This is a genomic window from Bradyrhizobium sp. LB8.2 (assembly GCF_040548035.1).
GTDB lineage: Bacteria > Pseudomonadota > Alphaproteobacteria > Rhizobiales > Xanthobacteraceae > Bradyrhizobium.
The window spans coordinates 328,684-341,755 of the sequence record NZ_JBEPQV010000002.1 but is presented as its reverse complement, the minus strand read 5'-3'; the positions used below and the strand labels follow the sequence as shown (position 1 = coordinate 341,755).

The 13,072-nt window shown below is 64.7% G+C and carries 9 protein-coding genes; 3 read left to right on the top strand and 6 right to left on the bottom strand.

Annotation, left to right across the window (positions count from 1 at the left end; translation table 11 throughout):
• Positions 1–46 precede the first annotated feature (46 nt).
• The gene (locus ABIB06_RS03945; protein ID WP_354044522.1) at positions 47–1,300 is read right to left on the bottom strand and encodes a tyrosine-type recombinase/integrase; all 1,254 of its coding nucleotides are present in this window, start codon (positions 1,298–1,300) and stop codon (positions 47–49) included.
• A 284-nt stretch (positions 1,301–1,584) separates the two neighbouring features.
• Here ABIB06_RS03945 and ABIB06_RS03940 point away from each other — a divergent pair, with 284 nt between their 5' ends.
• Positions 1,585–3,045 carry a sensor histidine kinase gene (locus ABIB06_RS03940; protein WP_354044521.1) on the top strand — a complete coding sequence of 487 codons (1,461 nt, stop codon included), beginning with the start codon at positions 1,585–1,587 and terminating at the stop codon, positions 3,043–3,045.
• Complete coding sequence (locus ABIB06_RS03935) at positions 3,042–6,029, top strand: bifunctional [glutamine synthetase] adenylyltransferase/[glutamine synthetase]-adenylyl-L-tyrosine phosphorylase (protein WP_354044520.1); 2,988 nt, start codon at positions 3,042–3,044, stop codon at positions 6,027–6,029. The genes ABIB06_RS03940 and ABIB06_RS03935 overlap by 4 nt, the downstream gene beginning before the upstream one ends.
• On the opposite strand, the gene ABIB06_RS03930 is transcribed toward ABIB06_RS03935, so the two are convergent.
• The 5 genes from ABIB06_RS03930 to ABIB06_RS03910 are packed head-to-tail and all read right to left on the bottom strand — an operon-like array spanning position 5,986 to position 11,954.
• Positions 5,986–6,219 carry a formate dehydrogenase subunit delta gene (locus tag ABIB06_RS03930; RefSeq protein WP_354044519.1) on the bottom strand — a complete coding sequence of 78 codons (234 nt, stop codon included), beginning with the start codon at positions 6,217–6,219 and terminating at the stop codon, positions 5,986–5,988. The two genes, ABIB06_RS03935 and ABIB06_RS03930, sit on opposite strands and share 44 nt — an antisense overlap.
• Positions 6,209–7,036, bottom strand: coding sequence for a formate dehydrogenase accessory sulfurtransferase FdhD (fdhD, locus tag ABIB06_RS03925; protein WP_354044518.1), 828 nt, complete (start codon positions 7,034–7,036; stop codon positions 6,209–6,211). The genes ABIB06_RS03930 and fdhD overlap by 11 nt, the downstream gene beginning before the upstream one ends.
• Before the next feature lie 4 nt (positions 7,037–7,040).
• Positions 7,041–9,914 carry a formate dehydrogenase subunit alpha gene (gene fdhF, locus ABIB06_RS03920; protein ID WP_354044517.1) on the bottom strand — a complete coding sequence of 958 codons (2,874 nt, stop codon included), beginning with the start codon at positions 9,912–9,914 and terminating at the stop codon, positions 7,041–7,043.
• A gap of 10 nt (positions 9,915–9,924) precedes the next feature.
• On the bottom strand, positions 9,925–11,481 hold the full coding sequence (locus ABIB06_RS03915; RefSeq protein ID WP_354044516.1) for a formate dehydrogenase beta subunit: 1,557 nt from the start codon (positions 11,479–11,481) through the stop codon (positions 9,925–9,927).
• On the bottom strand, positions 11,478–11,954 hold the full coding sequence (locus tag ABIB06_RS03910) for a formate dehydrogenase subunit gamma (protein ID WP_354044515.1): 477 nt from the start codon (positions 11,952–11,954) through the stop codon (positions 11,478–11,480). The genes ABIB06_RS03915 and ABIB06_RS03910 overlap by 4 nt, the downstream gene beginning before the upstream one ends.
• Before the next feature lie 222 nt (positions 11,955–12,176).
• On the opposite strand from ABIB06_RS03910, the gene ABIB06_RS03905 reads away from it, so the two are divergent.
• A complete protein-coding gene (locus ABIB06_RS03905) occupies positions 12,177–13,070 on the top strand; it encodes a LysR family transcriptional regulator (RefSeq protein ID WP_247349978.1) in 894 nt (297 codons plus the stop codon).
• The last annotated feature ends 2 nt before the right edge of the window (positions 13,071–13,072 follow it).

Here is a 13,072-nt window from a genome sequence, read left to right as displayed (position 1 = left end):
CCTCAAAAAATGCCAATGACCGGATGCGAAATCTTAGTGCGGCTCGTCAGGCGACGAGTTTCAGCTTTTGCCGCTTTCTTTCGGGCGACTGCTCGCCCGACGTCTTCTTGCGCGGCTTGATGAAGTCCGCCCACGCCTGCAGCGCATCGCGGCGTCGCTTGATCATCTCGCTGTCCCAATACGACAGTTCAGCCTCATCGCCGATACGGTGTGACAGACAGAACTCGAGCACTTCCCGACGGAAATTGTGCTCCTTATTGTCAGCGCCCCAATTTCGGAAGCTCGTGCGGCAGCCATGCATGGTGGATTTAACGGCAGTGCGCTCGATGGCCGCAACAAGCGCGTTCGCCCGGAACGGCTGATGTTCCTCCGCGTGGTCGGAGGGGAATACGTACTTATTCGTGCTCGGCATCGATTGGATGATCTCGATTGCCTGATCTGACAACGGGACGAGATGCGGCTTCGGTTCTAGCTCGCCTTTAATCTTCATCTTCTCAGCCGGAACCACCCACGTCCGTGCTTCGAAGTCGAGCTCCGTCCACTCCATTAGCCGGATTTCTTGGCTCCGCGACACTGTGAGGATGCCGACTTCTGTGCAGCGGGCGGCGTTGCCGGGATCATAGCGCAGCCCTTTCATCATTCCCGGCATCTTCGTATAAGGCGCCGACCGATGTCCCTTCTTGCGATTCAGCTTGCGGGGCGACGGCAGCAGGTGTTTGAGGTTGCCGCGCCATGCAGCCGGGTTCTCGCCCGTGCGCAGTCTCAACGCCTTGGCAGCGTCCATCAGCCGCTCGATCCGCTGGCGTGTCCGCGACGCTGTAACCGGCTTCACGGTCCAGATCGCCTTGAGCGCTTCCAACACGTGCTCGGTAGTGATCTCCTGGAGCTTCTTTTCGTGCAGGCTCGCAACGTCCCGGATGGAGCGCTGCCACTGCTTCAATTCCTCTTCGGACAGCCCTTGGCACCAACCGGGATACTGTTCCTCGGCAAACTCCTTAAACATCTTGCCGCCCTGAGCGGTGGCACGCTTCTTGACGCGCGGATCGATGCCCTCGCGCTTCAAAGCGACCTTATAGTCGCGCGCCTTCTCGCGCGCGCTGCTTAAGGTCAGAACGTCACCGCTTGCGCCGTCGCGATCGCCAGCCCTGGCGAATTCCATCTGCGCCCGCTTTCCCTCGAGGTCGGTGAAGCGGAAGGCCCACACCCGATAACCGCTTTCGCGCACCACCAGATAAAGACCCCCTCCGTCCGCATGAACGCCAGCTTGCAGGGATTTAACTTGGTTCGAATTGAGTGCCACTTTAACGTTCCCCTCCCGCTTACCACTTACCGTCGCGGATGCTCGGTCGTGATAGTCAGTTGTTCCAAAATCGACCTGCTTCAGATATATGACCGTCACGGATACTTTGGAGGCGAGAGGTGCGTCAACTTACCAGTTTTTCGCCAAAGCCGGCCGACGGTTGACGATTTTCAACGGAGTCAGACGGCAGTAGATTCCGGTAATACATTGAAAATAAATGGGAATGCGAGTTGAGACGATGACTGGTGATAGCAGGCGCAGCGCTCAGATTGGGTACATGATCCGTGACGGCATTCGGTAAACTCGTCCGCACCACGGCATTCCGGCTGACGCTGGTCTATTTGCTGCTGTTCGCGATGTTCGCGGCCTCGCTGCTTGCCTATTTCGCCTGGAATACACGGCGGCTGATCACCGAGGAGATCACGCAGACGGTCAATGCCGAGACGTCGGAGATCAACGAGATCTACGGCCGCCGCGGCTTGCGCGGTCTCGTCCTTGCCATTGAGTACCGGGCGTTGCGGCCGGGCGCCAACCTCTATTTGGTGACGACGCCGACCGGCCAGTCGATCGCCGGCAATGTCGGCTCGCTCGCGCCCGGCGTGATGGCGACGCGCGGCTGGTCCGAGACCGCCTACCGGCGGATCGAGGACACCGATGATCGCGACCATCTTGCGCTGGTTCGCGTCACCGAATTGGAAAACGGCTTCCGGCTTCTGATCGGACGCGATCTCGCGGAGCGGCGACGGCTGTTCGGCATCGTGGCGAAGGCCGCGCAATGGTCGATCCTGATCGTCGTGGTGCTTGGCCTTGGCGGCGGCATCTTCGTGGCGCGCCGAGTGCTCACGCGCATCGATGCGATGAGCGGCACCGCCCATCGCATCATGACCGGTGATCTCAGCGAACGCCTGCCGGTGGGACGCAGCGGTGACGAACTCGACCGCCTCGCCGAAAACCTCAACGCCATGCTGGAGCGGATCGAGGCGCTGATGGCGGGACTGAAGGAGGTTTCCGACAACATCGCCCACGATCTCAAGACGCCGCTGACGCGCTTGCGCAACCGTGCCGAGGAGGCGCTGGCGAAATCGGGCGGCGAGGCCGATTACCGCGCCGCGCTGGAACGGACCATCGAGGAATCCGACGGCCTGATCCGCACTTTCAACGCGCTGCTGATGATCGCGCGTGCCGAGTCCGGACAGGCGCGCGGCAACATGGATGATTTCGACGCCGCCGACGTCGCGGGCGGCATCCACGAGCTCTACGAGCCGCTGGCCGAAGACGACGGCATGATCTTGAAGGTCAGCTGCGAGCCGACGCCGGTTCACGCCAACCGCGAATTGATCAGCCAGGCGCTCGCCAATCTTGTCGAGAATGCGATCAAATACGGCAAACCGATCGCGCACTCGGCTGGAACCGTGGTCAGCATGGACAGCCGGCAGATCACGATCGAGTCCAGGCGCGAGGGCGATCAGGTGCTGCTCAGCGTCACCGATCGCGGTCCCGGCATCCCCGAAGCCGACCGCAAGCACGTCGTGGAACGATTTGTGCGGCTGGAAGCGAGCCGTACGCTGCCCGGATCCGGGCTCGGCCTCAGTCTCGCCTCGGCGGTTGCGACATTGCATGGCGGCGAGTTGAGGTTGGGTGACGCCCAGCCCGGGCTTGTCGCCACGCTGGTGCTGCCGGCGCGCGCGGGGGCCGGCGACAGGGTTGCTCCGTCAATGCAGGATGTGCCACAGAAGGTGGCATGAACCATTCCGCGCCGGGAAACGCGGACAAGCATGGTGAGAGCCTGGCCGCACGCTTCGCGGAGGCTCCCCATATTGCCGCTTCCGTCACCGACCAAGGACGTTTTGAAAGCTGGCTGGCCGGGCTCGAGCCCGCGCAATCCGCCCGTCTTGAAGCGCTGCTGGCTCATCCCTTCGCGCGGGACATCCTGTCCGGCATCACGGAATTCTCGCCTTATCTGTTCGAACTGGCGCGTTCCGATCCCTTGCGCCTGATCCGGCTGCTGGAATGCGATCCGGATGCGCATCTCGCCACGCTGATCGCGGAGGCGAGCGGTGCGGTGCTCTCGGCATCCGACGAGGCCGAGGTGATGCGGCTGCTTCGCCGCATGAAGGCGGAGGCCGCGCTCCTGACCGCGCTGTGCGACATCGGCGGCGTCTGGCCGGTGATGCGGGTGACCGCAGCTCTCACCGATGTCGCGGTGTCCTCGGTGCAGGCGGCGCTTCAGTACCTGCTGCGGCAGGAAGCCGCACGCGGCAAGCTCTTGCCGCCCAATCCCGAGGCGCCCGAGGAAGGCTGCGGGCTGATCGTGCTTGCGATGGGCAAGATGGGCGCTGGCGAGCTGAACTATTCCAGCGACATCGATCTGATCGTGTTCTTCGATCCCGACAATACGACGCTGGCAGCGGATATCGAACCCCAGCCATTCTTCGTGAGGGTGACGCAGGGGATGGCACGCATTCTCCAGCAGCGCACCTATGACGGCTATGTCTTCCGCGTCGATCTGCGCCTGCGTCCCGATCCATCCTCGACGCAGGTGGCGATTTCGCGCGACGCCGCGCTGAACTATTACGAGCGGGAAGGGCGCACCTGGGAGCGCGCCGCGATGATCAAGGCGCGAGCCTGCGCCGGCGATCCCAAAGCGGGCGAAGCGCTGCTCGCGGAGATCGCGCCCTTCGTCTGGCGCAAGCATCTCGATTTCGCCGCGCTTGCCGACGTTCACGACATGAAGCGGCAGATGCAGACCTATCGCGGTCAGAGCGAGGTCGCGGTCGAAGGGCATAACGTGAAGGTCGGGCGCGGTGGCATCCGCGAGATCGAGTTCTTCGCCCAGACCCAGCAATTGATCGCCGGCGGCCGCCATCCCGAGCTGCGCGTGCGGCCGACGCTCGCCGCGCTCAATATTCTCGCTTCCAGCAACTGGATCACCTTCGCAGCGCGCGACGAACTGGCCACTGCGTACGAATTCCTTCGCCGGGTCGAGCATCGGCTCCAGATGATCGCCGACGAGCAGACCCATACGCTGCCCGAGGACAAGGAGGCGGTCGAGCATTTCGCCTGGTTCTTCGGTTATCCGGATCGCGAGGCCTTTGCCGGCGACCTCTTGCGCCAGCTCGAGATCGTCCAGGGGCACTACGAAAAGCTGTTCGAGGGCGACGATCCGACCGGCACGGCCAGGCTGCCGGCACTCGACTACAGTGTGGGTCCCGACGATCCGCGGCTGCTTCAGCAGCTGGCGGCGCTCGGCTTCAAGAAGCCCGCCGCGGTCGCGCAGACCGTGCGTGACTGGATCACCGGCGACTACCGCGTGTTTCGCAATGAGGCGACGCGAAGCGCCTTCGTCGAATTCGTGCCGGCCCTGATCGACGGTCTCGCTCATGCCGAGGAGCCGGACCGGGCGGTCGTGGCGTTCGATCAATTCCTTGGGGCGCTTCAGCGCGGCGGCCGGCTGATCACGCTGCTCGGCCAGAACCGCGATCTCGTCGCGCTGGTGGCGCTGGTGCTGGGTGCAGCACCGCGGCTCGGCGAGATGCTGGCACGGCAGCCGCAGCTCATGGACGGCCTGATCGATCCGCGCTTCTTCGGCGCCATGCCCGACAGGCAGGAATTGTCGGGGCGGCTCGCGACGACGGTGCAGGATGCCGGCTCATACGAAGAGTTCCTCGACCGCCTGCGCCTGTTCGGGCAGGAGAGCCTGTTCCTGATCGGCACGCGCATCCTGTCCGGCACGGTCTCGGCGCAGCAGGCGAGCACGGCCTTTGCCGACGTCGCCGAGGGCATCGTCCATACCGTGCACGGCCTCGTTGCCGACCGCTTCGCCGCCCAGCACGGCCGGATCAAGGGACAAGAGACCGCGATGATCGCGATGGGCCGGCTCGGCAGCCGAGAGATGACGGCGTCGTCCGATCTCGACCTGATCCTGCTCTACGATTTCGACAGCGACAACCCGGACTCCGACGGTGCGAAGTCACTGCAAGGTGCACACTACTTCGCCCGCTTCACCCAGCGCCTGATCAGCGCCTTCACGACGCGTACCAATTACGGCGTGCTCTACGAGATCGACATGCGGCTGCGTCCCTCGGGGCGTGCCGGCCCCGTGGCGTCGAGCCTCGTCTCCTTCGCGGACTACCAGACCAACGAGGCCTGGACCTGGGAGCACATGGCGCTGACGCGCGCGCGCGTGGTGTCGGCTTCGCCCGCATTTCGGGAACGGATCGAGCACGTCATCCGCGATGTCCTGACCCGCCGCCGTGATCCCGGAATCACCGCCAACGACGTCGCGGACATGCGGCGCGCGATCGCGCAGGAGAAGGGCGAGACCGACCATTGGGATCTCAAATACGCCGCCGGCGGCATGGTCGACATCGATTTCATCGCGCAATATCTCCAGCTCGTACATGCTCACGAGAAGCCGGGGATTCTCGACGTCGGCACCATGCAGGTGCTGGAAAATGCATGTCGGCTCGGCGTGCTCGCACAATCGGAGACCGAGATATTGCGCGCCGCAGCGCGGCTCTATCACGACCTGACGCAGATCCTGCGGCTCTGCGTCAGCGACCGCTTCAAGCCGGAAACAGCCGGCACCGACCTGCTGCGCGTGATGGCACGCGCCGGCGACGCACCGGATTTCTCCTCGCTGGAGGCGCGCGTGAAGGAGACGCAGAGCGAGGTGCGCCGTGTCTTCAGGGCGCTGCTGGAAGGGACGTCGCCGGCTTCAGCGAGGTGAGCGCCTCGCGCACGTTCGGCTCCAGGCCAACGCCGCCGGCATCGAGATGGGCGAAGATCACGCGCTTCATCCGCGGATCCCAGAACTTCTTGATATGATCGGCGATCCCCGGCACGGCCTTGTCGTGGCCCTGGCTCCGGAAGAACGTGCCGATCTGGTTGGCCATGTAGATCAGGCGGTCAGGCGACATCGGCAATCTCCGTGGCATGACGCGCGACAACCCGGCCGGCATGCGAAAACACTTCGAACCCGTCCTGGCGGGCAATGGCAATCAGCGTGATGCCGGCGGCCTCAGCGGTGCGCACCGCGAGCGCGGTCGGCGCAGAGACGGCGACCATCACCGGTGCGCCGATGGCGGCGGTCTTCTGCACCATCTCGACCGAGACGCGGCTGGTCAGCAGCACGATACCGCCGCTTGCAACCGTGCGGCTGCGCGCCAGCGAGCCGGCGAGCTTGTCGAGCGCATTATGGCGGCCGACATCCTCGCGCAGCGTGACGATACCGCCGGCAGGCGACCAGAACGCGGCGGCGTGAACGGCGCGGGTTTGCAAATTGATCGATTGCAGCGGTGCGATGGTCTGCATCGCCGCCATGACCTGTTCGGGCGTAAACGTCTGTCCCTGCGGCACGACTGCCGCAGGCCGCACGGCTTCGGCGATTGAATCGATGCCGCAAAGGCCGCAGCCGGTCGGGCCAGCGATGTGGCGGCGCCGCTCGCCGATGCGCGCGGCATCTTCCGAGGCCAGCCACATGCGCAGCTCGATGCCGTCGTCGAGGCGGACCATTTCGAGCGACTTGATGTCGTCGACCGATTTGATGATGCCTTCATCGAGGCTGAAGCCGACCGCAAAATCTTCCAGGTTCTGCGGCGTCCCCATCATGACGGCATAGGTGCCGCCATTGTAGGTCAGCGCCAGCGGCGCCTCCTCCGGAATCAGCCGTGTCCCCTCGGACGCGATACCGTCGCGCCAGATCTCGCGGTCGATGGCCTGGACCGGCACGTGCATGCCGCTACTCCGCCGCCTCGGCCGGCGCGATACGGCGGGAGTGCCGTGCCTGCGCGTCGTAGGCCTTCTGCCAGTCGGACGGGCCGTTCGACGGCGAGATCTGCACCGCCGTGACCTTGTATTCGGGGCAGTTGGTCGCCCAGTCCGAATAGTCGGTCGTGATGACGTTGGCCTGCGTGTCCGGATGGTGGAACGTGGTGTAGACGACGCCCGGCGCGACGCGATCGGTGATCTCCGCACGCAGCGTGGTCTCGCCGGCACGGCTCTTCAGCCGCACCCAGTCGCCGTCGCGCACGCCGCGCTGCTCGGCATCGTGCGGATGGATCTCCAGCCGGTCCTCGGCATGCCAGACCACGTTCTCGGTGCGCCGGGTCTGCGCGCCGACATTGTACTGGCTGAGGATGCGGCCCGTGGTGAGCAGCAGCGGATAGCGCGGGCCGGTGCGCTCGTCGGTCGCGATATACTCGGTGACGACGAACTTGCCCTTGCCGCGGACGAAGCCGTCGATATGCATCACCGGCGTGCCCTCGGGCGCCTCCTCGTTGCAGGGCCACTGCACCGAGCCGAGCTCGTCGAGCTTGGCGTAGGAGACGCCGGCGAAGGTCGGGGTCAGCGCGGCGATCTCGTCCATGATCTCGGATGGGTGGCTGTAGTTCATCTCGAAGCCCATGGCCTTGGCAAGGCCGATGGTGACCTCCCAGTCGGCGAAGCCGTTCTTCGGCGTCATCACCTTGCGAACGCGCTGGATGCGGCGCTCGGCGTTGGTGAAGGTGCCGTCCTTTTCGAGGAAGCTCGAGCCGGGCAGGAACACATGGGCGTAGTTCGCGGTCTCGTTCAGGAAGAGGTCGTGGACGATGACGCATTCCATCGCCGACAGTGCGGCCACCACGTGCTTGGTGTTGGGATCGGATTGCAGGATGTCTTCGCCCTGCACGTAGATGCCCATGAACGTGCCTTCGACCGCGGCGTCGAACATGTTGGGGATGCGCAGGCCGGGCTCGGGGTTGAGCTTGACGTTCCACAGCGCCTCGAACTGCTCGCGCACGGCATCGCCCGCGATGTGACGATAGCCCGGCAGCTCGTGCGGAAACGAGCCCATGTCGCAGGAGCCCTGCACGTTGTTCTGGCCGCGCAGCGGGTTCACGCCGACGCCGGAGCGGCCGATATTGCCCGTGACCATCGCGAGGTTGGCGATCGCGATCACAGTCGTGGAGCCCTGGCTGTGCTCGGTGACGCCGAGACCGTAATAGATCGCGCCGTTGCAGCCGGTGGCGTAGATGCGAGCCGCTTCGCGCAGATCCTTCGGATGGACGCCGGTGAGGATCGCGCTGGCCTCCGGACTGTTGTTCGGCTGGGAGACGAACGCCGCCCACTCCTCGAACTCGCTCCAGTCGCAACGCTCGCGCACGAAGGCTTCGTTGGCGAGGCCTTCGGTCACGATCACATGCGCCAGCGCCGTCATCACGGCAACGTTGGTGCCGGGCATCAGCGGCAGGTGCAGCGCCTTCACATGCGGCGATTCCACCATCTCGGTGCGGCGCGGATCGATCACGATCAGCTTGGCGCCCTGGCGCAGCCGTTTCTTCAGGCGAGAGGCGAAGACGGGGTGGGCCGAAGCGGGGTTGGCACCGATGATGACGACGACGTCGGTGTCCTCGACCGAGTCGAAATCCTGTGTGCCGGCGGACGTACCGAACGTGGTCGACAGGCCATAGCCGGTCGGGGAGTGGCAGACACGGGCACAGGTGTCGACATTGTTGTTGCCGAAGCCGGCGCGGATCAGCTTCTGCACTAGATAGGTTTCTTCATTGGTGCAGCGGGACGAGGTGATGCCGCCGATGGCGTCGCGACCGTAGGTCTTCTGGATGCCGCGCAGCCTGTCGGCGGCAAACGAGAATGCCTCGTCCCACGACACTTCGCGCCAGGGGTCCTCGATCCGCTCGCGAATCATCGGCTTGAGGATGCGTTCCTTGTGGTTGGTGTAACCCCAGGCGAAGCGGCCCTTGACGCAGGAATGGCCGCGATTGGCCTTGCCGTCCTTGTACGGCACCATGCGGACGACTTCCTCGCCGCGCATTTCGGCCTTGAAGGTGCAGCCCACGCCGCAATAGGCGCAGGTGGTGACGACGGAGTGTTCGGGCTGGCCGATCTCGATCACCGATTTCTCGGTCAGCGTCGCGGTCGGGCAGGCCTGCACGCAGGCGCCGCAGGAGACGCATTCGGAGCCGAGGAAGCTCTCGCTCATGCCGGGCGAGACGCGGCTGTCGAAGCCGCGGCCGGAGATCGTCAGCGCGAAGGTGCCCTGGACTTCCTCGCAGGCGCGGACGCAGCGCGAGCAGACGATGCACTTGGAGGGATCATAGGTGAAGTACGGATTCGACTCGTCCTTCGGCATCCAGGCGGCGTTGATCTCGCCATTGGATTTGGCAAAGACGTGGTTCTCGCCCTCATAGCCGTAACGCACGTCGCGCAGGCCGACGGCACCGGCCATGTCCTGCAACTCGCAGTCGCCGTTGGCGCCGCAGGTGAGGCAATCGAGCGGATGGTCGGAGATGTAGAGCTCCATCACGCCCTTGCGTAGCTTCTTCAGCCGTTCGCTCTGGGTGTGCACGACGAGGCCGGGCATGACGGGCGTGGTGCAGGAGGCCGGCGTGCCGGCGCGGCCCTCGATCTCGACGACGCAAAGGCGGCACGAGCCGAACGCATCGACCATGTCGGTCGCGCAGAGTTTTGGGATCTGGTGGCCGGCGTCCATCGCCGCCCGCATGATCGAGGTGCCCTCGGGCACCGTGACCTGGTTGCCGTCGATGGTCAGCGTCACCATCGTTTCCGATTTCGAGCGCGGCGTGCCGAAGTCGATTTCTTCGATCAGAGACATTGTCGTTCTCCTATTCCGCGGCCTGAAGCGTGGTCGGGGCCGGGACGAAATCTTCCCGGAAGTGCTTCAATGCGCTGAGCACGGGGTAGGGCGTGAAGCCGCCGAGCGCGCAGAGCGAGCCGAATTTCATCGTGTTGCAGAGGTCTTCTACGAGCGCCAGATTTTCGCTCACGCGCTCGCCGCGCATGATCTTCTCGATGGTCTCGACGCCGCGGGTCGAACCGATCCGGCACGGTGTGCATTTGCCGCAGGATTCGACGGCGCAGAATTCCATCGCGAAGCGCGCCTGCTTGCGCATGTCGACGCTGTCGTCGAACACGACGATGCCGCCATGGCCGATCAGGCCGTCCCGCGCGGCAAAGGCCTCGTAGTCGAAGGGGGTGTCGAACAGCGCGCGCGGGAAGTAGGCGCCGAGCGGGCCGCCGACCTGAACCGCGCGAACGGGACGGCCCGTGAACGTGCCGGCGCCGATGTCGTCGACGAGCTCTCCGAGCGTAACGCCGAATGCGGTCTCGAACAGCCCGCCCTGGTGGATGTTGCCGGCGAGCTGGATCGGCATCGTGCCGCGCGAGCGACCCATGCCGAAATCGGCATAAGCCTTGGCGCCTTCGGCCAGGATGAAGGGGATGGCGGCGAACGACAGCACGTTATTGATGACGGTCGGTCTGCCGAACAGGCCGTGATGCGCGGGCAGCGGCGGCTTTGCACGCACGAGGCCGCGGCGGCCTTCGAGGCTTTCCAGCAGCGAGGTCTCTTCGCCGCAAACGTAAGCGCCGGCGCCGACGCGTATTTCGAGATCGAAGCTGTATGTGGAGCCGCCGATCTTGTCGCCGAGATAGCCGCCGCGTCTACCCGCGGTGATGGCCGCGTTCATCGCTTCGACGGCATGCGGATATTCGCTGCGGATGTAGATGTAGCCCTTGGTCGCGCCGACGGTGATGCCGGCGGTCGTCATGCCCTCGATCACGACGAAGGGGTCGCCTTCCATGATCATGCGGTCGGCGAAGGTGCCACTGTCGCCTTCGTCGGCGTTGCAGACGATGAATTTACGATCCGCTTTCGCCTGCGCGACCGTCTTCCATTTGATGCCTGTCGGGAAGCCCGCGCCGCCGCGGCCGCGCAAGCCGGATGCGGTGACTTCGTTCAGGATCGCATCCGAGCCGAGCGAGAGCGCACGCTCAAGGCCCTTGTAGCCGCCATGGGCGCGGTAGTCGTCGAGCGAGCGCGGGTCGATCACGCCGCAGCGCGCGAAGGTGAGGCGGGTCTGGCGCTTCAGCCAGGGGATTTCATCCGCGGCGCCGAGCCGCAGGGGATGAGATCCATTGCTCGCCATCGAATCGAACACGGAGGCAACATCCTCCGGGCCGACCGGTCCGTAGGCGACGCGGCCCCCGGGGGTTGCCACCTCGATCATCGGCTCCAGCCAGCAGAGCCCGCGCGAGCCGGTCCTGACGATCTCAATCGGCAGGCCGCGCTGTGCCGCGGCCTGTTCGAGCGCCGTGGCCACGTCATCGGCGCCGACGGCGACTGCAGCCGCATCGCGGGGGACGAATATCCGCATCTTCATCGCTGCGCCTCCGCAACAAGCGCATCGATACGCTTTTCATCGAGCCGGCCAATGAGCCGGCCGTCGAGCATCGCGGACGGTGCGGTCGCGCACAGGCCGAGGCAGTAGATCGGCTCCAGCGTGACGCGGTCGTCGGCCGTCGTGTTGCCGAGCGAGACGCCAAGCTTCGCCTCGGCACGCGCAGCCAGCGCATCGCCGCCCGCCGCCTGACAGGCCTCCGCGCGGCAGAGTTTCAGCACATGGCGGCCGGCCGGCTTGTGGCGGAAATCATGATAGAACGTGAACACGCCATGCACTTCGGCGCGCGACAGATTGAGCGCTTGCGCCACCATCGGAATGGCTGCTTCCGGCACGTAGCCGAACGCCCCCTGCAGCGCGTGCAGGATCACCAGCGTCGCGCCTTCCTGCTTGCCGTGTTCGGCGATGATATCGGCGCCGCGCGTTTCGTCCCAAGGCTCAAAAGCCGCTGTCATTCTTCGTTCTCAACCAGAGCGTCTGCTCATCGCAAACTATTTGGAATCATTCGAAGATCAATAAAGCTGTCTCATGCTGCGATTGCGAATTCCGATCGATTTGCGTTGGCGATCAGTCGATTTGAAATTGCAATCGGAGCTGTCCGCCGGGCGGTTTTTACGTGTTGGTCGGGGTACGGCATGCTAGCTTGTATGCCACCACACAATCCGAGGGGATGACGGTTGCTCGACAAGCTTGAATTGCTGCTGGCGCTGGCGAAAGAGCGGCATTTCGGCCGGGCCGCAGAGGTGTGCGGCGTGACGCAACCGACAATGTCGACCGGGCTCAAGCAGCTCGAGGAGATTCTCGGCGTGATGCTGGTCCAGCGCGGCTCTCGCTTCCAGGGTTTTACGCCGGAAGGCGAGCGGGCGCTGGATTGGGCCCGTCGGATCGTGGGCGATGCACGCGCGATGCGTGACGAGATCAATGGGTTGAAGCATCAGCTCTCCGGCGAGATACGTATTGCCGCGATCCCGACCGTGCTCGGCATGGTCGCCGCGCTGACGACGCCGTTCCGCGCCAGGCATCCCGAGGTGCGCTTCAGCATCCGGTCCACCACCTCATCCGAGGTGCTGGGGCTGCTCGAGAATCTCGAGGTGGATGCGGGGCTGACCTATATCGAGAACGAGCCGATCGGCAAGGTGCGCACCATTCCGCTCTACAACGAGAGCTATCGCCTGCTCACCGCGCCGGATGGAATGTTCGGCGATCGCGAGACGGTAACGTGGACGGAGGTCGGGCAGGTGCCGCTGTGCCTGCTGACGCCCGACATGCAGAACCGCCGCATCATAGACCGTGCGCTGCGTTCGGTCGGCGCGGAGGCGACGCCGACCTTGACGTCGAACTCGCTCCTGGTGTTGTTCACGCATGTGAAGACGGGACGCTGGGCCAGCGTGATGCCGGCCAAGCTCGCCGAGACGCTCGGCCTGTCCGACACGGTGCGCTCGATCCCGATCACCGATCCGGATGTCAATTACAGCATCGGCATGGTGATCCCGCAGCGCGATCCGATGACGCCGCTGATTGCGGCGCTGGTCAATGTCGCGCGCGAAGTCGCGCCGTCGCTGCAATCGTAGGA